20 protein-coding genes and 1 pseudogene are annotated in these 20727 nt (G+C 41.1%); 13 read left to right on the forward strand and 8 right to left on the reverse strand.

The annotated features are described in order from the left end of the window. Nucleotides 1-216: 216 nt before the first annotated feature. The 4 genes from pheS to cdd all read left to right on the forward strand — a co-directional run bounded on the left by pheS (nt 217) and on the right by cdd (nt 3769). On the forward strand, nt 217-1221 hold the full coding sequence (gene pheS, locus PN470_RS17220) for a phenylalanine--tRNA ligase subunit alpha (protein WP_272104855.1): 1005 nt from the start codon (nt 217-219) through the stop codon (nt 1219-1221). A gap of 13 nt (nt 1222-1234) precedes the next feature. Then, on the forward strand, nt 1235-1579 hold the full coding sequence (locus PN470_RS17225) for a DUF4870 domain-containing protein (protein ID WP_004157929.1): 345 nt from the start codon (nt 1235-1237) through the stop codon (nt 1577-1579). Nucleotides 1580-1653: 74 nt separating this feature from the next. Beyond that, nucleotides 1654-2781, forward strand: a complete 1128-nt coding sequence (locus tag PN470_RS17230; protein ID WP_272104856.1) for an NAD(P)/FAD-dependent oxidoreductase — start codon at nt 1654-1656, stop codon at nt 2779-2781. Nucleotides 2782-3361: 580 nt separating this feature from the next. Then, nucleotides 3362-3769, forward strand: coding sequence for a cytidine deaminase (gene cdd, locus PN470_RS17235; RefSeq protein ID WP_271934945.1), 408 nt, complete (start codon nt 3362-3364; stop codon nt 3767-3769). Nucleotides 3770-3873: 104 nt separating this feature from the next. On the opposite strand, the gene PN470_RS22215 is transcribed toward cdd, so the two are convergent. From PN470_RS22215 to PN470_RS17245, 3 genes and pseudogenes are all read right to left on the reverse strand, one after another. Next, nucleotides 3874-4089, reverse strand: coding sequence for a hypothetical protein (locus PN470_RS22215; protein WP_024970209.1), 216 nt, complete (start codon nt 4087-4089; stop codon nt 3874-3876). A 57-nt stretch (nt 4090-4146) separates the two neighbouring features. After that, nucleotides 4147-4230, reverse strand: a pseudogene (locus PN470_RS22405) (BrnT family toxin); the annotation flags it as partial. Between the two features lie 227 nt (nt 4231-4457). Beyond that, entirely contained in the window at nt 4458-5723 is a 1266-nt protein-coding gene (locus PN470_RS17245) for a YcjF family protein (RefSeq protein ID WP_069473924.1), read from the reverse strand. 58 nt (nt 5724-5781) lie between these two features. Here PN470_RS17245 and PN470_RS17250 point away from each other — a divergent pair, with 58 nt between their 5' ends. Continuing rightward, complete coding sequence (locus tag PN470_RS17250; RefSeq protein WP_271934947.1) at nt 5782-6957, forward strand: DUF4336 domain-containing protein; 1176 nt, start codon at nt 5782-5784, stop codon at nt 6955-6957. Nucleotides 6958-7015: 58 nt separating this feature from the next. Continuing rightward, complete coding sequence (locus tag PN470_RS17255; RefSeq protein ID WP_002775303.1) at nt 7016-7324, forward strand: hypothetical protein; 309 nt, start codon at nt 7016-7018, stop codon at nt 7322-7324. Nucleotides 7325-7355: 31 nt separating this feature from the next. On the opposite strand, the gene PN470_RS17260 is transcribed toward PN470_RS17255, so the two are convergent. The 5 genes from PN470_RS17260 to PN470_RS17280 form a co-directional block, all read right to left on the reverse strand. Continuing rightward, entirely contained in the window at nt 7356-8492 is a 1137-nt protein-coding gene (locus tag PN470_RS17260) for an amino acid ABC transporter permease (protein ID WP_271934948.1), read from the reverse strand. 381 nt (nt 8493-8873) lie between these two features. Next, the gene (gene psaK, locus PN470_RS17265) at nt 8874-9140 is read right to left on the reverse strand and encodes a photosystem I reaction center subunit PsaK (protein ID WP_002734065.1); all 267 of its coding nucleotides are present in this window, start codon (nt 9138-9140) and stop codon (nt 8874-8876) included. Nucleotides 9141-9284: 144 nt separating this feature from the next. Then, entirely contained in the window at nt 9285-9521 is a 237-nt protein-coding gene (rpmB, locus tag PN470_RS17270; RefSeq protein WP_002732080.1) for a 50S ribosomal protein L28, read from the reverse strand. Between the two features lie 254 nt (nt 9522-9775). Then, nucleotides 9776-10198, reverse strand: a complete 423-nt coding sequence (locus PN470_RS17275) for a hypothetical protein (protein ID WP_272104857.1) — start codon at nt 10196-10198, stop codon at nt 9776-9778. Beyond that, nucleotides 10195-10911, reverse strand: coding sequence for a DUF433 domain-containing protein (locus PN470_RS17280; protein WP_272104858.1), 717 nt, complete (start codon nt 10909-10911; stop codon nt 10195-10197). The genes PN470_RS17275 and PN470_RS17280 overlap by 4 nt, the downstream gene beginning before the upstream one ends. 174 nt (nt 10912-11085) lie before the next feature. Between PN470_RS17280 and PN470_RS17285 the strand changes: the two genes are divergently transcribed. The 7 genes from PN470_RS17285 (at nt 11086) to argS (ending at nt 20623) form a co-directional block, all read left to right on the forward strand. Next, complete coding sequence (locus PN470_RS17285) at nt 11086-14274, forward strand: type ISP restriction/modification enzyme (protein ID WP_272104859.1); 3189 nt, start codon at nt 11086-11088, stop codon at nt 14272-14274. A 148-nt stretch (nt 14275-14422) separates the two neighbouring features. Beyond that, nucleotides 14423-17236: a preprotein translocase subunit SecA gene (gene secA / locus PN470_RS17290; protein ID WP_271934953.1), complete on the forward strand. Its 2814-nt coding sequence runs from the start codon at nt 14423-14425 to the stop codon at nt 17234-17236. A gap of 238 nt (nt 17237-17474) precedes the next feature. Beyond that, complete coding sequence (locus PN470_RS17295) at nt 17475-17642, forward strand: hypothetical protein (protein ID WP_162205044.1); 168 nt, start codon at nt 17475-17477, stop codon at nt 17640-17642. Beyond that, complete coding sequence (ispF, locus tag PN470_RS17300) at nt 17639-18118, forward strand: 2-C-methyl-D-erythritol 2,4-cyclodiphosphate synthase (RefSeq protein WP_002750935.1); 480 nt, start codon at nt 17639-17641, stop codon at nt 18116-18118. Before PN470_RS17295 ends, ispF begins: the two co-directional genes overlap by 4 nt. Nucleotides 18119-18159: 41 nt before the next feature. Further along, nucleotides 18160-18387: a type II toxin-antitoxin system VapB family antitoxin gene (gene vapB, locus PN470_RS17305; RefSeq protein WP_002775288.1), complete on the forward strand. Its 228-nt coding sequence runs from the start codon at nt 18160-18162 to the stop codon at nt 18385-18387. Continuing rightward, on the forward strand, nt 18387-18773 hold the full coding sequence (locus PN470_RS17310; RefSeq protein WP_002793526.1) for a type II toxin-antitoxin system VapC family toxin: 387 nt from the start codon (nt 18387-18389) through the stop codon (nt 18771-18773). Before vapB ends, PN470_RS17310 begins: the two co-directional genes overlap by 1 nt. Before the next feature lie 92 nt (nt 18774-18865). Then, nucleotides 18866-20623, forward strand: coding sequence for an arginine--tRNA ligase (argS, locus tag PN470_RS17315; protein ID WP_271934956.1), 1758 nt, complete (start codon nt 18866-18868; stop codon nt 20621-20623). Nucleotides 20624-20727 lie beyond the last annotated feature (104 nt).

The raw sequence follows: 20727 nt of genomic DNA on the forward strand, positions 1-20727 counted from the left end.
AGGGAGATCCCCCCGCCTACCGGCACCCCCCATATCAAGGGAGATCCCCCCGCCTACCGGCACCCCCCTTATCAAGGGGGGCAGGGGGGATCGAACCTAAAATCCATTTTTAATTTAATTATAACCAGCTACTTATTAGCTTTTATCGATGCTGCCGCTCCCGCCACCGGAGCAGATAAACTAGACTAGAATGCTGCCCTATAAAATGCCCTAATTATGAGTTTATCCCCCCATCCGATCGAAACTGCCCTAAAAACCTTGGCAGCGAAAGCGGAAAATTCCATCGAAGAAACAACAACCCTAGAAGACTTAGAACAGCTAAGGGTGAATTATCTCGGTAAGAAAGGAGAATTATCGCAGATTTTACGCGAAATGGGCAAATTAAGCCCCGAAGAGAGACCGCGCCTCGGTGCGATCGCTAATGAGGTCAAAGAATTAGTACAATCGCTGCTGGAATCCCAGCGAGAAAGTCTCCAGAATGCCCAAATTAAGGCGAAATTAGCGGCGGAAACCCTCGATGTCACCCTACCTGCTCTTAGCCGTCCTTTAGGGCGAATTCACCCCTTAAATAGCACAGTTGATCGCATGATCGATATTTTCGTCGGTCTGGGTTACACCATCGCCACTGGGCCGCAGGTAGAAAGCGATTATTATAATTTTGAGGCTTTAAATATCCCTGCTGACCATCCGGCCCGGGATATGCAGGATACTTTTTTCTTGAGGGATGGTCGTTTATTGCGGACCCATACCTCCCCGGTCCAGATTCGCTACATGGAAAGTCACGAACCCCCGATTCGGATTGTGGCCCCGGGCCGCGTTTATCGTCGCGATACCGTGGATGCAACCCATTCCGCGGTTTTCCATCAAGTGGAATTATTAGCGGTGGATAAGGGATTAACTTTTACGGATTTGAAAGGAACAATTAAAGAATTTCTTAAGCAAATGTTTGGGGCCGATTTACCAGTTAAATTCCGCGCTTCTTATTTCCCTTTTACTGAACCCTCGGCCGAGGTAGATGTGCAGTGGAAAGGCAAATGGTTGGAGGTGATGGGCTGTGGTATGGTGGATCCCAATGTCTTAAAAGCAGTCGGTTATGACCCCCAAATCTATACGGGTTTTGCTGCCGGTTTTGGTGTGGAAAGATTTGCTATGGTATTACATGAGATAGACGATATTCGCCGTTGTTATAATAGCGATATCCGCTTTCTCCGCCAATTTTAGGGGGATAAACCCGATGGTCAAGAGTGAAGATTTAACCAAAAAAAGACTCCTATCCGTGGCTTGTCATGCTTCGATCCTTTTGAGTGCTACGCTGGTATCGGTGGGGATTCCCTTAGCTATTTATTTCATTTCTGATGATGGAACGGTGAAGGAAAACGCCAAAGAAGCTTTAAACTTTCACCTGAATATGTGGTTATACTACCTAATTGCTGGGATTCTAATTTGGGTTTTAATCGGTTATTTGCTTTTAGCGATTCTTGGTGTGGTGAACATTGTTCTCCCCATTCTTGCTATCCTGCAAGTCTGGAAAGATGCTTATAAGGTTTTCCGTTATCCTTTTATTTTCCGGGTTCTGTAATTAATTATCGGGGTTGAAACCTGTTCAACCCTTTTTTAGTCCTATTCCCACTAGAAAAATAGCCTCTGGAGTTTATGACTAAAATTGTCATCATCGGTGCGGGGATAGTGGGGGCCACCATTGCCTACGAATTAAGTGCCATCGAAGGATTAGAAATTACCCTTATCGATGAAAAAAAACCGGGACAAGGAGCAACCGGGGCAGCTTTAGGGATTTTAATGGGGATTATCAGCCATAAAACTAAAGGTAGAGCCTGGAAACTGCGGCAAGAAAGTTTAAAACGTTACGAAACCCTCCTTCCTGAGCTAGAATCCCTCACCGGACTGACTATTCCCTGTAACCGTGATGGTATTGTCCTACTGCGATCGAGTGCCGAAGACGAAGAAAATTGGCGCAAGTTAGCCCAAATCCGCCAAGAACAGGGATATTGTCTAGAAATCTGGGATAAAGAGACTTTAAAGCAAAAATGTCCCCAAGTGGCCAGCGATCATCTCCAGGGTGCTATCTATTCTCCCAGTGATCATCAAATTAATCCGGCCCTGCTCACGGAGGCTCTCGTCACTGCTGCGGCAAGAAGGGGGGTTAAATGTCAATTTGGGGTAAAAGTTGAAAATTTTGGGAAGACAGAGCTTCATGGCTCTAATTTGAGGCAATGCACCCACGTTTATAGTTCTAATGGTATAGAGGAAAGCGACTTTTTGATTCTTTCTGCGGGAATCGGTTCCACTGCTTTAACTGAAACTCTTACCCATCCAGTGGAGATACGACCGGTTTTAGGGCAAGCTTTACAGATAAAATTGACGCAACCCTTAGAAAGTTCCGATTTTAAGCCGATTTTAACGGGAAATGACCTGCATATTCTGCCTTTGGCCGGAGCAGAATACTGGATTGGAGCAACGGTGGAATTTATGGACGAAAAGGGCGAAATTATCGCCGATACTGCCCTATTAGAGCAAGTGTATCAACAGGCGATCACTTTTTGTCCCTCTTTGGCTGCGGGTGCGATCGTGCGTACTTGGTCCGGTAAGCGACCGCGACCAGAGAAAAAATCCGCTCCTATCATCGAATATTTGCCCGGATACGATAACGTTATTCTGGCCTCGGGACACTACCGCAACGGGGTTTTATTGGCTCCTGCTACCGCTAAAATCGTCAGGGAAATGTTAAGTGATAAGTTAGGGTTGGCTGAAAAAGTTTGTTGATGGGGTTAGGAGTCAGTATTCGGCTTTTTTCTCCCCTCTCCCCTCTCCCCTCTCTACAATAATTACTCGCAGCCAGAAATACGTTGGGTTAATATCATACTTTGTGCTTTTTGTCAAAAAAACTTTTTTTTTGCAATAAAACTACATAAAAAAAAGATCATCGTTGTGGGTGAAATTGACTGATTTACCCGTCTTGATTAGGATCACCTTCTAGGTTTGGCAAGGGTTTCAAGCATTGCTGCCTAAAAAAGCATAAAATAGCCCATTATGAAATTCTATCAAATCGCTGTAACCTTGATAACATCGTTGTTAAATAAAAATCTTTCTCAATTAATTCTTAAGAATTTATAAATATTGCGGAATGTTAATTTAAATATTCTCAAGGTTTTCCAGTCAATAAATAATTTTTGCTTATCTTTGTCGGAAAATAGAACTCTCGCAACAATCCAACATCTACCATTGGGTTAGGAGTCAGTTATCAGTTATCAGTTCACTGAGAAAACTCCCCACACCCTACACCCTAAACCCTACACCCCACACCCCACTTCCCCAATTCCCCACTCCCTGCTATCGGCAGCCGATGACCCTATCTGAACAAGAAAGACAACAACTCTGTGACACTGCTCGGGAAGTGGCGAAACTTTCCTATTCTCCCTATTCCCGTTTTCGGGTGGGGGCGGCGGTCTTGACAGATAAAAAGATTTATGCTGGTACTAATGTGGAGAACGCTAGTTATGGCTTGAGTTTATGCGCGGAAAGGGCAACTTTAGCGCAAATAATCGCAGCGGGCGATCGAGAAGTACGGGCGATCGCTATAGCCTGTATCGATGGGGTGAACAAGGATGATATTAGTCAGTTAACTCCCTGCGGAGCCTGTCGTCAATGGATAGCCGAATTAGCACCGCAAGCAGAGATTATTGTCTGTGGAACCCAGCAAAATTATTGTTTTAATCTCTCGGATTTACTGCCTTTTTCCTTTCGTTTTTAACTGTGGGTAAAGTATAGGGTTCAAGGTACTACAACAACGGCTAAGATAACTGGTATAAGAGCCATGATCTGACAAAACATTAGTATCTAGTAAATACTTGAGAGTCATAAATGAACATCTCTCCCCGTTGACTTGTCCCGTAAATTATCAAAAGTATCATCATCAAGACTTGCCAAATCTACCCTTTGCCTAAAATCTTGCAAGGCTGACCAAAAATCATTAACCTCTCTAATTTCTACTAATATCTCTTCATTATCGGGAAAATCAACTTCCTCTAATAACTCAATAATTTTGCCTTTTTTAATTCCTTTAACTAACATAATATCAACTCCTTCTAAATGATCTGTATCGTAGAATTCAACATAGAGAGAATCATCAAAAATAGTTTTTGCTTCCTCAATTGAGACTTCGTGCTTTGATAGATTGCGTTCTGCCTTATTTTTATCCCAGTCAAACTGCATAAAGCCATTATACTGCTACTCACTGAAACTGATGGCACATTTTTGATATGTTTTGTCTATTACTTGAACGGGATATATTCAACTGTATTGAACCATAGTTCTGGTTGAGAAGCCCAAGTAAATTTCCAGTGGAGCTAAAGCTGACGAATGTTACTAAAATCTCGCTAACTTGAAGATATGCTACTTGTCTTAGGCTGCTTTATCTCCAACAATTAAGGGGCTAATAACTACATTTTATCTCCCCCCGTGGCGACATTTTTAAATCTTTCTTGGGCAGCAGAAAAAGCCTCTTTCATCACCCTTTGAATCCTCTTAGGATCGGGTTTTTTACCCCCCATTAAATCGCCAAAATAGACACAAGCACCCTCTCCTAGGGCCCAGGTATAGGCAGCAGACCAAGAAGCGGCGATCACACTGCCAAAACCGGGGATAAATTTCACCAATTCCCGACCGATGGCCTGGGCCAAAAAGCCGCCAGCGATCGCACTGACGACTCCGCCGGCTTGGGATGGGGTTAAGACTTGACCGTATAATTTGCCTAAAACCCCCACCATTGACACTTGTAGGGCGGTTAAAACGGGCATAGTCGCTAAGGGTAAGGGAATCGCCGCCAAGGTCGCCGCTATGACGGAAAAGGCTAACATATAGCGTCGGGCCACGTCCCGATAGAGATTGCCTAGTTTATTGCTGGTTTCCCGATCTAAAAGTTGGTGGATGGTGTTAGCCTCAGCTTTTGGCAATAAATCGGCTAAATTGTCTCTAAATGCCTCTAAACCGTAAAAAACAGGGTTGTAACCGTCTTCCTCTAGGGTAAAATCTATTAGCACAGAATTGTCATATAAATCCTTAAAAATTTCTTTAATTTCTTGATAGGCGCGATTGATATCCTCGAAATCGGGAGGATAAGGGGGATGATCGGCGATATTAGGAGGATAAAGCTGATGAAGGCAGGTTACAGCCAGTAAACAGGGGATTTTAGGATATTTTTGCCGCAGTTGTTTGGTAATTTCCAGAAGGCTATCGGTGGCAAAATCATCAATTTTTACCGTCACGATAAAAACCTGGGCGCGTCCCGTATTTTCAGCTAAATCTGCCAATAATTCCGCGATTATCGTCTCTGTGTGTTGATAGGCATCTCCTAACCCCACCGTATCGGTAAAAATCAACAGGGGTAAATCTTCTGCGGGGTAGGTGTAGCGCTGGGTGTTTTGGGTGTGGGGACGGAAACCTTGCCCGACGATTTCCGCCGAAACTCCCGTTATTCCCCGAATAATCGAACTTTTTCCCGTTTGCGGTTTACCGATTAACAGCGCCTCGGTGGTGGGTAATTCTTGACGGACTTTTTCTAAAATTTCCGCTACTTGACTATCACTGACACTAAACCACTGGAGGACAGTATTAGTCAACTGGTCGATGGGGAGTCTTTTCATCACTTTCCCCGTGAGACTATTCCAAGTATTGACCAAAGAATCAATGGGCAGTTTATTAGTCATGGGGATTAGAAGGGTTTATGATAACTAAAATAGAGATTTTCAGCCATAGAATCAGACGATGACAAAAGCCGCAATTAGTCCGCAAGATTTATCATGGCCTTTCTGGCCAATTGTACCACTTTATCCCTACGGTCAAAGACGGACAATTCGCCAAGAAGTGGTGAAAGATACGCTCTGGACATTTGAGCAATTGCAGGGTATTTTTTACGTGGTTGTGCCGATTCGTATGACGGTAATTAAGTTAGCATCCGGGGGTTTATTTGTTTATGCACCTGTAGCCCCGACTCCGGAATGTATTCGCTTAATGCGTGAGTTGGAAAGTGAACACGGGGAAGTTAAGTATATTATTTTGCCGACGATTTCTGGGATTGAACATAAGGTTTTTGTGGGTCCTTTTGCCCGTTATTTTCCTAAGGCTATAGTTTATGTTGCTCCTAATCAATGGAGTTTTCCTCTTAATTTACCTTTGAGTTGGTTGGGTTTACCGGCAAAACGAACGGAAATTTTACCTGCTGACTCGACAACTACTCCTTTAGGAAAAGATTTTAGTTATGAAATTTTACCCGCAATTGATCTGAATGTGGGGTACTTCTCGGAAGTGGCTTTTTTTCATCACTACTCTCAAACTCTGCTGCTAACCGATGGCATTATTTCTATCCCAGAAAATCCTCCCGCTATTTTAGAATTAGACCCCTATCCGCTGCTGTTTCACGCTAAAAATACGGCTAAGGATCTGGTGGAGGATACCCCAGAAAATCGCCGTCGGGGTTGGCAAAGAATTTGTCTTTTTGCTCTTTATTTTCAACCTCCTGTTTTAGCTGTTCCCAATTGGATTAAGGTCTTTCGAGATGCTTTTACTGCTAAGGAAAAGAGTAAAAAAGCCTATTTTGGTTTATTCCCTTTTCAATGGGGGGATGATTGGCAAAAGACTTTTTTAAATTTGCGTCGCGAGGGTAGGTTAATAGTCGCGCCAATTTTGCAAACTTTGATTCTTAATCGCAATACTGACGAGGTGAGTCAATGGGTTGATAGAATTGCCCAATGGCCGATTAAACAGGTTATTCCTTGTCATTTTGCTAGTCCAATTCAAGCTGATAGGCAAGAGTTTCGCCAGGCTTTTTCTTTCTTGTTAAAAGATTCTTATTTACCTAAAGATGACTTGGAATGTTTAGAAAGTATTGATAGTTTTTTAGTGCGCTGGCGATTGACTCCTCCTCCTGATAAAAAATTGTAATTTATGGCTAAGAACTGCTATAATGTAGGCGGTTGTTAGTTGATTGCTAATCAAGGTCATGCAAATTCCCGAAAATCCCAGTAATGATGACATCAGAGCGGCGTTGATTCAATTAAGTGATGAAGTTAGTGATTTGCAAGAAAAATTCAGCCAATCACAGGACGCATTCAGTAAGTGGCGAGATGAAATAGGACAAAAAATTGATCGCATAGATTATAAATTTGATGCCTATCAAAAAGGTACAGATGGTATGGTGAGAATGGCTACTACTATCATCATTGCCACCGCTTCTGTGGTGGTTTTATCTAGTCTTAGTCCTGCGGTAACAGCAATTATCACCGCTTTATATTCTGGTAATGCTCATTAATTAATTTATCGCTAAATTCTGGTGCATTAGGCTACCTTTCCTGAATTTTTACCCGTTTGTTTAATTGATTCATAGTCAAGGAAATCACCAGATTAAAGAATAAATAGGTGGCCATAACTACTATTAACATCTCTACAGCTTTTCCCGTCTGATTAGCGATGGTACTAGAGATAGCATAAATATCATTATAACCGATAGCGATCGCTAAACTAGAGTTTTTAACCAGGTTTAAACATTCATTAGTTAAAGGAGGAATAATCACTGGCAAAGCTTGGGGAAAAATTACTAATCTCATCACTAATAAAGGTTTTAATCCCAAGGCTTTAGCTGCTTCCCATTGTCCCCGATTAACCGATTGAATCCCTCCCCGTACCGTTTCCGCAATAAAGGCAGCTGTATAAACAGTTAAACCGATTAGGAGAGTAGCAAACTCGGAAGAAAGATGTAAACCGAAGTCAATATTTTGATTAAGAGGATTAACTTGGGGATTTTGCCATTGTAAACCCCAGATTAGAGGAATTATAACTAGGATTAGTAGGCTAGTTAGGCATAAACTAAGTTTATTTTTTAGGTATAAAAATACTGAGAGAATTATTCCTAAAATAATGATAGCTAAGGCTAACCATGTCCTGAAACTATTAGCGGGGAAAGGTAAATAGACTCCTGAGTTATTTAAAAATACCCTGCCAAAAAACTCTAAAGATTCCTCAATTTTCGGCAGTTTCAAAAATACAGCAAAATACCAGAAAAATAATTGTAATAATAGGGGAGTATTGCGAATAGTTTCCACATAAATTGTTGCCAACTGACGAATTAACCAATTATCCGACAAGCGACCTAACCCGATGACTATTCCCAGACTAATCGCCAAAAATATGCCAGTAATCATAATGCGGAGGGAATTAACTAATCCCACCAAAAGAGCGCGAAAATAGGTATCGGTGGGACTGTAGGCAATAGGAGAGTCACCAATAGCAAAAGAGGCTGGTCGGTCAGTATCAAAGAGAAAGCCAAAGCCAAAACTTAAGCGTAAGCGTTGGAAATTAATCACTAAATTGCGACCAAAAAACCAGAAAATTAGGCAGACAATTAGCAGGATAATTACCTGTAGAAAAATCTTCTGAAATCGCTCATCGTACCAAAAAGAATTTTTTTGAGGTAAAGTCATATTTATTATAAGTAAGTGGTTCTAATTAAATAGAAGATAGATTTTGCCTCTGATCCCCCCTGCCCCCCTTGATAAGGGGGGTGCCGATCCCCCCTTAGTCCCCCCTTAATCCCCCCTTGATAAGGGGGGCATCTGATAATTTTTAACACCTACCTACTTATAAGTAAGTGGTTATAATTAAATAGAAGATAGATTTTGCCTCTGATCCCCCCTGCCCCCCTTGATAAGGGGGGTGCCGATCCCCCCTTAGTCCCCCCTTAATCCCCCCTTAATAAGGGGGGCATCTGATAATTTTTAACACCTACCTACTTATATAGTCCAGAATTTTTAACAAAAGAAATCGGTGACTTTTGGCCACCGATTGAGAAAATCAAAACAGACTTAGATAACTCCGAGACGGGAGAGACCGAGGATGACACCGGCGCCGAGGACATGACCAAAACTGGTAGTACCCAGTAAAGCGCCTAATCCCATACCACCGAATAAAGCGGGGGAAGGTAAAGCAGGACCGACATTTTGTTGTTTAATAGTCGCTTTACCGAAAGCAATAGCGAGAATATTGCAGATAATCATGACAATCGCCACTTTGGGACTCCATTCGCTGGAACCTTGCACGGCGGTGGCGGCCATTAATAGGGTTGAATACATTGAAATTCTCCTGAACAGGTCGTTTTAAGTTTTTAATCTTAAAGGTAGTTTTCACCCCACATCACGCCCTGTTGCAATACTTAATAATCAAAAGCAGAGGAGTCAACAATAAGGCCGATTCGTCTCCACTTATGAACTACTCGCTTAGTACAAATTCAAGTTTAAGCCTACTTCTCTAGCGAAGACGGCTAATCCTTTCTTTTCAATGGTTTTGATAGCTTTGGTGGAGATGCGTAGTTTTACCCAACGGTTGCCTTCCGACCACCAAACTCTTTTCCATTGTAGGTTAGCTTCTTGTAATTTTTTGGTGCGACGGTGGGAGTGGGACACCGCATAGGCGTTATTGGCCTTTTTCCCCGTCATAGTACAGACTCTAGACATAATTTACTCCTGTGCGATCGATGTTTGTCAATAGTCAACCTTTCTAGTTTAACTCAAATCTCGCCAGAAGTCCCCCCCTTCCCCTGGGTGAAGTGAAAGGAGATAAATTTAACAGCAAGTGGGGGGATTAAGAAGTTGATTAAACCGGTTCACTGCTCAGACAATTTCGACAATTGCATCAAAGGTAATGGTGAGAATATTGTCAACAAATTTAGCTGTAATTTTTTACTGAATAAAAAATATTTTAATAAGTTTTACATAGTTTCTAGTATTCTGGTTAATTTATTTGTATTTTTCCACAATTTTACTTGAAAATCTTGGTATATTTTGGCGATAAAAGGGGCTTGATTACCTTGAACTATTCTTTCGATTTTATCGATTGTTTCGACAAAAATATTAATCATGGTTTGACGAGGTAAGTTGCCAGAAACTAGAACAAATACTTGAGCCTGATAACGGGCTATCTGTTGAACTTCTAAAATATTTCTACCAATGTTTACATCTTTAGTTAATACTATCCATCCTTTTTGACTAACAATAGGTAGCCACTCCGTATCCGGTGCATCTGGGGCAAAATGGGCATGATGAAATTCAATTTTAACCCCTATTTCTTGCAAAGCTTCACCGATAGATTTTCCTAAAGCGCGGTCGATAAAATAGGTGTATTGATAGGTCATGCCGCTTGCCAATTGCACTCGAATAAAATCGCTTTTTCAATTTGCCAAGGTTGACAATTATAATCATTGGCAATATCTTCTATAGAGTCCCCCGCATCATAAAGTTCTGTGACAACTTTAGTGGGAATTCCTGTTCCTGTGATCACGGGTTTTCCGAAGGAAATATTAGGGTCTATCTTTAGGACTTTATTGCTGAAGTCTTCCCCATTTATGTCGATAGTGGGAAAAAGCCGTGTGGCGATATCTTGTTCATCCCATTCAATACGAGTTAAGAGATTATTTAAGAATTGTTTCATCGTCAATTGTCCCGAACGGGAGGCATTAATTAAATGTTCAAATTGTTCAATAAAAAGGTCAATTCCATCGGTACTAAATTGTTTTTGAACCAGAGGATGATCGGTGTTAAATTGTTCACTAATATAGTCTAGGGCCAGTCTAACTTTATCGAGAGGGATGTTATGAATTTTGCGAATAACTCTTAAAACGTGCGCTTCCACTAAGTTAGTAAAGGAAAGTTGCGGAATATTCGGATTAGGTCGTTGAATGAGGGGTAAAAACTCTTTTTGTCCTTTTTTAGTGGGGTAGGTGCGTCCTCGTACCCACGTTCTCAGAGTGGGTAAAGGAATATGGAGATAGCGCGCAGTATCGGCTATAGTGTAGGTGGGAACATGATAGAGATGCTCTAGAGATAAGGGAGATGATGCTTTGACCATCGTTAATATTTTGGTGAAGTTGTTGAGATGAGATTATCGCCTATTATTTCATTCTAGCTAATTTTGGTATCCTTGAGGATAGGGATAAAGCAGGATGAGGGCATCTCAGTGGACATTGGGGGCAAATGAGGTTATATTTTATCTATAGAAGAACGTTTGTATGCAACACTGATAATGAGTAATTCACTGCCAAAATATCTAGAGGAAATCACAGGCATTTATCAACAGGGTAAGGCCACAGAACACAGTTATCGTCCTGCTTTAAAAAAATTAATTGAATCCCTAAATAATAACCTACAAGCTCTCAATGAACCCAAAAGGATTGCTTGTGGCGCTCCAGATTTTGTGATTAATCAGGGTATAGTAGAAATTGGCCATCTGGAAGCAAAAGATATCGGAAGTTCTCTCAAAAAGATTGAAAATACTCCCCAAATAAAACGTTATTTACAGGCTTTGGGTAATTTAATTATCACCGATCATTTAGAATTTCGTTGGTATGTATCGGGAGAATTGCGTCTATCAGCTGCCGTGGCAAGTCTTAATCAAAAAAAGCAAATTAAGCCTGATTCCCAGGGTATTTTGCAAGTAGAACAATTGTTCTGTCAATTTTTCCTCTCAAAAGTTATTCAGATAACAACACCGCGAGAATTAGCCAAAAAAATGGCCGCTTTAGCGCAGTTAATTAGAGACGCAATCGGCCAAGCTTTAAAAGATCAAGATTGCGGGGGAATGTTGCGGCAACAATTGCAATCTTTTCAACGAGTTTTAATTAGTGATCTCAATGAAGCGCAGTTTGCGGATATGTATGCACAAACAATCTGTTATGGTTTATTCGCAGCACGCTGTAATACGGATCAAATAAGTTCTTTTTCCAGGGAAACGGCAGCATTTCGACTACCGAAAACTAACCCTTTTTTGCGGGGAATTTTTCATCAAATTGCTGGTACAGAATTAGATGAGCGGATTACTTGGGCCGTGGATACTCTAGCCACTATTTTACAACAAACCGACATGGATGGTATTCTTAGCAGCTTTGGAAAACGCACGCGCAAGCAGGATCCTGTGGTTCACTTTTATGAGACTTTTTTAGCAGAATACGATAGTAAAATGCGTGAGTCTAGGGGGGTTTATTATACCCCTGAACCCGTGGTTTCTTACATGGTTCGCAGTGTGGACTATATTCTAAAAAATAAGTTTCAGATTCCTAAAGGTTTGGCCGATGCCAAAAAAATTACTATTAAAAATCCTAATAATAGCCAAGAAACTCAGGAAGTTCACCAGGTTTTAATCCTCGATCCTGCTGTGGGAACTGGCACTTTTTTACACTCTGTTATCGACCATATCTATGACAGTTTTCGTCAACAGAAAGGGATGTGGTCTAGTTATGTCAGTAAACATTTATTACCCCGTCTCTTTGGGTTTGAATTACTGATGGCTCCCTACACCGTGGCACACATGAAATTAGGTTTACAACTTCAGGAATTAGGCTATGATTTTAGTGCCGATGAACGCTTAGGAATCTATCTCACTAACACCCTACAGGAAGCTTTTCAAATTCCCCCTGCTGACGGTTTTTTAAATCGCATTCGCGATGAAGCAGCCGCGGCAAAAGATGTTAAGCAAGAAATGCCAGTTATGGTGATTTTAGGCAATCCACCCTATTCCTATCAGTCGATGAATACTGACCCTTGGATTGTGAATTTGGTTAAGGATTATTATCAATTAGATGGAAAACCATTGGGAGAGAGAAACCCTAAAGGTTTATTAGATGATTATGTGAAGTTTATTCGCTTTGCTCAGTATCGGGTAGCGGAGACTGGTTATGGAGTTGTGGCTTTAATTACAAATCATGGTTATTTGGATAATCCCACTTTTCGGGGAATGCGTCAAAATTTGATGCAGACTTTTGATGAGATTTATGTTTTAGATTTGCATGGGAATAGTAAGAAAAAAGAAGTTTGTCCCGATGGTTCAACCGATCAAAATGTGTTTGATATTCAGCAAGGTGTAGCGATTGCGTTTTTTATTAAGTATCAAGATAGTCAGCAAGATTTAGCCAAGGTTTATCATGCTGATTTATGGGGTGTTAGAGAGGTTAAAGAGAATAGAGAGTTAGTTGGGGGTAAGTATTATTGGTTAGATGAAAATGATATTAGTTCAACTGAATGGTTAGATATAGAGCCTAAAAAACCATTTTATTTGTTAAGAATTCAATCAGAAAAATCGCTAGGTGAATATAATAAATATCATAGAATTGATGAAATATATATTACTCATATCTATGGTTTCAAGAGTCATCGTGATCACTTTGCTATAGATTTCGATAAAGAGCAGATAGTTAAACGAATTACTGAATTAGTTAATCAAGATAAATTAGATAATTCTTTTTCTGATAAATATGATTTAGGAAAGTGGGATTGGAAGAAAGCAGCTACAGTTTTGAAACAAGAGATAGACTTGTGGAGATTCCTTGACTTATGCGCTTATAGACCCTTCGACAATAGGTTTATGTTTTATTCTGATTATGTTATGGATAGAACAAGACCTGATTTAAGAAACCATATATTTAACAAAGAAAATTTGTGTTTAGTTTGTTCTCGTCAAATAGCAAATAATGAATATAGACATTTTTGGATAACTGACTTAGTTCCTAATGATTGTTTGATTTCAAATATCACGAAAGAATCTAACCATAACTTCCCCCTTTATCTTTACCCAACCAATACCCCAACCTTATTTGAAACAGAAGCAACCAACTCGCCAAATGGTCGCCGTCCCAATCTAGCGCCAGAATTTATTAACGAACTTTCGGCAAAACTTGACTTAGAATTTATCAGTGATGGCAAAGGAGACAAAAAGAAAACCTTTGGTCCAGAAGACATTTTTAACTATATCTATGCTGTCTTTCACTCTCCCCAATATCGCCAACGTTACGCCGAATTTTTAAAAATAGACTTTCCTCGTGTTCCTCTAACCAGTAATCAAGAATTATTCTGGGAATTAGTCAAAAAAGGTGACAGATTAGTACATTTACACCTAATGAAAGCAACGGGAAAAGAAATTAGTAGCTATCCCGTGGCGGGTTCCAATCTAGTCGAACAGGTGAAATATAACGAAAATAAACAACAAATTTCGATTAATTCTGACCAGTATTTTGCGGGGATTCCGCCCCAAATTTGGAACTTTTATATCGGCGGTTATCAAGTGTGTCAGAAGTGGCTAAAAGACCGCAAAGGTCGCCACCTTAGCTACGATGACCTAGAACATTATCAACAAATTATCTCCATTTTAGGCGAATCGATCGCAATTATGGAAACTATAGATATAATTATCCATAAATATGGTGGTTTCCCCTTTAGTTAAGCCACTGGTGAGAGAAGATTAACTTAATTTTTGCCCACTGGCAAGAGTCCCTTTTCAGCGATAAATGATTCTCCACTCCCAACGAGAGTGATACAATTGTTAACACCACAGATCAAGAGCCAATCGAAGCGAGAGAATAAAAACTGCTATGTTAAAAGCCCTACTCGGAGACCCTAACGCCCGCAAAATTAAAAAATTTCAGCCCCTCGTCACCGAAATCAACCTGCTGGAAGAAGACATTAAAAACCTGTCCGATGAGGAATTAAGGAGCAAAACCAGCGAATTTAAGGAAAGATTGGACAAAGCGAGAAATTATGAGCAAAGAGAGGAGATTCTCGAGGAAATCCTCCCCGAAGCTTTCGCCATTGTCCGGGAAGCGGGAATCCGAGTCTTAGGGATGCGTCACTTTGACGTGCAGTTATTGGGGGGAATGGTACTCCACAAAGGACAAATCGCCGAGATGAAAACCGGGGAAGGAAAAACCCTGGTTGCCACACTCCCCGCTTATTTGAATGGATTGACCGGAAAAGGGGTTCACGTCGTCACCGTTAACGATTATCTCGCCCGTCGTGACGCGGAATGGATGGGGCAGGTACACCGCTTTTTAGGGTTAAGTGTGGGACTAATTCAAGCCGGCATGAGTCCAGAAGAAAGAAAGAAAAATTATGCCTGTGACATCACCTACACCACTAACAGCGAACTCGGCTTTGATTATCTGCGCGATAACATGGCTACAGTGATGGGGGAAGTTGTCCAAAGACCCTTTAACTACTGCGTTATCGACGAAGTGGACTCCATTCTTATCGATGAGGCCAGAACTCCATTAATTATATCAGGACCGATCGATCGGCCCACAGAAAAATATATTCTCGCCGCCGAAATCGCCAAGCAATTAGTGCGCCAAAAAGTAGAAGACGGACCGGGAGACTACGAAGTTAACGAAAAAGACCGTAACGTTTTAATGACCGATGAAGGCTTTAAAAGAGCGGAAGAACTATTAGGAGTTACCGATTTATACGACCAAGAAAATCCCTGGGCGCACTATATTTCTAACGCTATTCGTGCCAAGGAACTCCAGAAAAAAGACGTTAACTATATCGTTCGCAGTGGTGAAATTGTTATTGTTGATGAGTTCACGGGACGGGTATTACCGGGGCGACGTTGGGGCGATGGTTTACATCAGGCAGTGGAGGCTAAGGAAGGGGTAGAAATTCAACAGGAAACCCAAACCTTAGCCACGATTACCTATCAAAACTTTTTCCTACTCTATCCGAAATTATCCGGCATGACTGGGACGGCTAAAACCGAAGAAACGGAACTAGAAAAAGTCTATAACCTGCAAGTAACAATTGTTCCCACTAACCGCGTTTCTCGTCGGCAAGATTTAGCCGATGTGGTCTATAAAAATGAACAGGCAAAATGGAACGCCGTCGCCGAAGAATGTCAACAAATGCACGAACAGGGTCGCCCGGTTTTAGTCGGTACCACCAGTGTGGAAAAATCAGAAGTGCTTTCGCTGTTATTACAGGGAAGAAAGATTCCCCATAACTTACTTAATGCTCGTCCAGAAAACGTGGAAAGGGAATCGGAAATCGTCGCCCAAGCAGGCCGGGCCGGAGCCGTAACTATTGCCACGAACATGGCGGGACGGGGAACCGATATCATCCTCGGTGGTAACTCCGACTATATGGCCCGATTGAAAATTCGCGAGTATTTAATGCCGAAATTAGTTATGCCCGAGGATGACAATTTGGCCTTTAGTTTACCCAGTTTAGGAGAACGCAATCGCCCGCAAGGATTCGCCCCGGGTAAGAAGAAGAAAAACTGGCGCGCCTCGGCGGAAATTTTTCCCACCGAGTTACCGAAAGAGGTAGAAAATGCCCTGAAAGAAGCGGTTAAATTTGCCGTTGATACCCACGGAACTCAAAGTTTACCCGAATTAGAAGTAGAAGAAAAAATCGCTATCGCAGCCGAAAAAGCCCCCACGGATGACCCGGTTATTCAAAAGTTACGGGAAGTCTATAAATTAATTCGCAAAAGTTATGAAGATTACACAGGCAAAGAACACGATGAGGTAGTAGAAAGGGGCGGACTGCACGTTATCGGGACGGAACGCCACGAATCCCGCCGTATTGACAACCAATTGCGAGGCAGGGCGGGCAGACAGGGCGACCCCGGTTCTACACGCTTCTTTTTAAGTCTAGAAGACAATTTATTGCGGATTTTTGGGGGCGACCGCGTGGCTGGTTTAATGGATGCCTTCCGGGTGGAAGAAGATATGCCCATTGAGTCGGGAATGTTAACTCGTTCCCTGGAAGGAGCGCAAAGAAAAGTGGAAACCTTCTATTATGATGCCCGGAAACAGGTGTTTGAATACGACGAGGTGATGAATAATCAACGGCGCGCTATTTATGCCGAACGTCGTCGGGTTTTGGAGGGGATGGACTTAAAAGAACAGGTGCTGCAATACGCCGAAAAAACCATGGATGAAATCGTCATGGCTTATGTTAATCCCGAACTGCCGGCGGAAGAATGGGATTTGGAAAAACTGATTAGTAAATCTCAGGAATTTGTCTATCTGTTGGCAGATATTACCGCTAAAGATATCGAGGAGATGAGTGTTAATGATATCAAGATGTTCCTACACGAAGAAGTTCGCAAAGCCTACGAAATTAAAGAACGTCAAGTGGATAATATTCGCGCCGGTTTCATGCGCGATGCCGAACGTTATTTTATCCTGCAACAAATCGATATGTTATGGCGCGAACACCTGCAAGCTATGGAAGCTTTACGCGAGTCGATTGGTTTACGCGGTTACGGTCAAAAAGACCCCCTAATTGAGTATAAACAGGAAGGCTACGAGATGTTTTTAGAAATGATGATTGATATCCGTCGTAACGTGGTTTATTCTCTGTTCCAATTCCAACCGCAAGGACAACCCCAAGCAGTGGCTAGTGAGTGAACAGTAAAAATTAAAGGTTGGTTTAAATTGGGGAGAATTGGCTAAGGCTGATTCTCTCATTTTTTTCTACCGAGAAATCAGTCACCTACAATCCACACTAGGACTAAAATTATCAGTCCGATTACTCCATAGGACAGCAACGACCCCAAAGAATTGAGGATTTGTATGGGAAAATGAATCAAAACTTGGTAAGTAAAATCCGTAACTGCCAGCAAGGCAGTGAAAAATATAGTCACAAGTGTTATCATATTTAATATCTTCTCAATCTGATAGAATAAATGGCTATCCTTTGCGGCAATCGGCAGTGGATAGTCAGAATTTAGGAGATTATCCCCAAGAAAATTCTACCGCAATTTGGGTGCATCTCACATTTGCAGAAACACCGACAATGAGGACTGCTCTATGAATATTCGTATTGGTAACGGCTACGATATCCACCGATTGGTAACAGGAAGACCTTTAATTTTAGGAGGAGTAGAAATTGCCCATACTGTCGGTTTATTGGGTCACAGTGATGCCGATGTCTTAACCCATGCTATTATGGATGCCATGCTGGGTGCGCTTAGTTTAGGCGATATCGGTCATTATTTTCCCCCCACAGACCCACAATGGCAAGGGGCGAATAGTTTAAAATTATTAGAACAAGTTAATCAATTAATTATCGATAAAGGTTGGCAGATTAATAATATTGATTCGGTAATTGTTGCCGAAAAACCGAAAATGAAACCTCACCTTATTGCGATGCGAGCCAAATTAGCAGCAACTCTCAAGATTAATCCGGACCAGGTGGGAATTAAAGCCACTACTAACGAACAATTGGGACCAGTGGGACGAGAAGAAGGTATCGCAGTTTATGCCGTGGTTTTATTGGTTAAGGAATAAGTAATTAGTAAAAATTTGCTGAGATTAAGTATCCAGAACTTATGAATATAGACACAAAAATCTTAGAAACTGTCGAAACAATGCCAGAGTTCTTAAAAATAGAGCTGCTTCACTATGCTGAATATTTGATTGCCAATTATCAATCAGATGTTATTATAGAGAAACCTTCTCTTAGAAAACGTCGTTCAGGAATTTTACAAGGTACATTTACCTTACCTTTGTCCGATGATTTTGATGAGTCTTTGGAAGATTTTCAGGAATATATGTGATGACATCTTTTCTTCTGGACACCCATACTTTCATCTGGTTAACTGAAAACGATCCTAACTTACCTAATAATCTTCGGGAGGAAATTGATTTTGCTCCTGAAGTTTATGTCAGTATTGTTAGTCTCTGGGAAATCGCGATTAAGTTAAATTTAGGTAAGTTAGCCCTACAAAAAAGTTATGAAACCATTGAAACTAAACTAGAAGCATCAGATATAACCTTACTGTCTATATCATTTTCTGATACTCTAAAAATTTGTACTTTACCCTTGTATCACCGTGATCCATTTGATAGAATGCTAATTGCTCAGTCTCTAAACAGATCGCTAATTCTAATTAGTAAAGATACTAAATTTGATGCTTATAATGTACCAAGAAAATGGACATAATACCCCGTCCGGCTCAATTCTATTCAAGATGAGAGCAAGATAAATTTCCTAATTCCCCATAGACTTCTAACATTCATTGCTAAATTCTCTCTATGACTGCCATTATCCAACAAATAAAAGAGCGTTTTTCCCAATCCCTAGTTAAATCCTTTGGGGAAAACTTTGCCGCTACCGATCCTCTAATTGTCGCCGCTAGTAACCCCCGTTTTGGCGATTATCAATGTAATATTTCCCTCTCTTTAGCCAAAGAATTAAAACAAAAACCGCGGGAAGTGGCGACAACTTTACTAAAAAATCTAGAGATAGATGATCTCTGTCAACCCCCCGAAATTGCCGGACCTGGTTTTATCAATCTTACCCTTAAACCCAGTTATCTAGAAACCCAATTAAAAGACCTAATTACTGACAACCGTTTAGGAGTTGCCACTGCTAACCCCAGTCAAAAAATTATTGTCGATTTTTCCAGTCCCAATATTGCTAAAGAAATGCACGTCGGTCACTTGCGATCGACTATAATTGGTGATTGTATTGCTCGGATTTTGGAATTTCGTCATCATCAAGTAATTCGTCTTAATCACGTCGGGGATTGGGGTACTCAATTCGGGATGTTAATCACCTATCTACAAGAAGCTTATCCTAGCGCTTTAACCCAAGCAGATGCTCTTGATTTAGGGGATTTAGTTAGCTTTTATAAAAAGGCTAAAATTCGTTTTGATGAAGACGAAAACTTTAAAGAAACTGCCCGTCAAGCCGTAGTAAAATTACAGTCAGGTGATCCTCAAAGTCGTCAAGCATGGCAGTTACTTTGTCAACAATCACGACGGGAATTTCAGAAAATCTATGATATTCTCGATATAAAACTGACGGAAAGGGGGGAATCTTTTTATAATCCCTACCTTGAGACAGTAATCAGAGAATTAGATCAACAGGGATTGCTAATAGAAGACAATGGCGCTTTATGCGTCTTTCTCGATGGTTTTACCAACAAAGAGGGGGATCCTTTGCCCCTAATTGTCAAGAAATCCGACGGCGGCTATAATTACGCTACCACCGATTTAGCGGCAATTTGTTATCGAGTGCGTGAAGATAAGGCCGAAAAAATAATTTATGTTACTGATGCTGGACAAGCTAACCATTTTGCCCAAGTATTTCAGGTGGCTAAAAAAGCGGGATTTTTACCCGATAATGTGGCAGTGGTTCACGTCGCTTTTGGATTAGTTTTAGGGGAAGATGGTAAAAAATTAAAAACTCGTTCCGGGGAGACGGTAAAATTACAAGAATTACTCGATCAAGCGATCGCCTATTCCCTAGCTGACTTAGAAAAAAGACTGGCAAGCGAGGAAAGAGAAGAAACCGGCGATTTTATCGCTAAGACTGCCGAAACTGTCGGTTTAAGTGCCGTTAAATACGCCGATCTCAGCCAAAATCGCAATAGTAACTACGTTTTCAGTTACGACAAAATGCTCAATCTGCAAGGCAACACCGCCCCCTATATGCTGTACGCTTACGCTAGGGTCCAGAGTATCAGTCGCGAAGGTGGTATTAATTTTCAGGATTTAAGTGCCAATTCACCGCTAATTCTCAAGGATGAAAGCGAATTAATTCTGGCTAAACAATTACTGCAACTGCCGGAAGTAATTAGTGCAGTGGAAGAGGATTTATTACCCAATCGTTTATGTGATTATCTTTATGAACTCAGTAAAAAGTATAATCGTTTCTACGAAAATTGTCCCGTTCTGAAAGCAGCAGAACCGATTAAAACCTCTCGTTTAGTTTTGTGTGATTTAACGGCAAGAACCCTAAAATTAGGCTTATCTCTCCTGGGAATTCCCGTTTTGGAAAGAATGTAAATCAGTTATCAGTTATCAGTTATCAGTTATCAGTTATCAGTTATCAGTTATCAGTTATCAGTTATCAGTTATCAGTTATCAGTTATCAGTTGACAGCAAAAAAC

This window comes from Microcystis sp. CS-574, from assembly GCF_028329095.1.
Classification (GTDB): domain Bacteria; phylum Cyanobacteriota; class Cyanobacteriia; order Cyanobacteriales; family Microcystaceae; genus Microcystis; species Microcystis ichthyoblabe_A.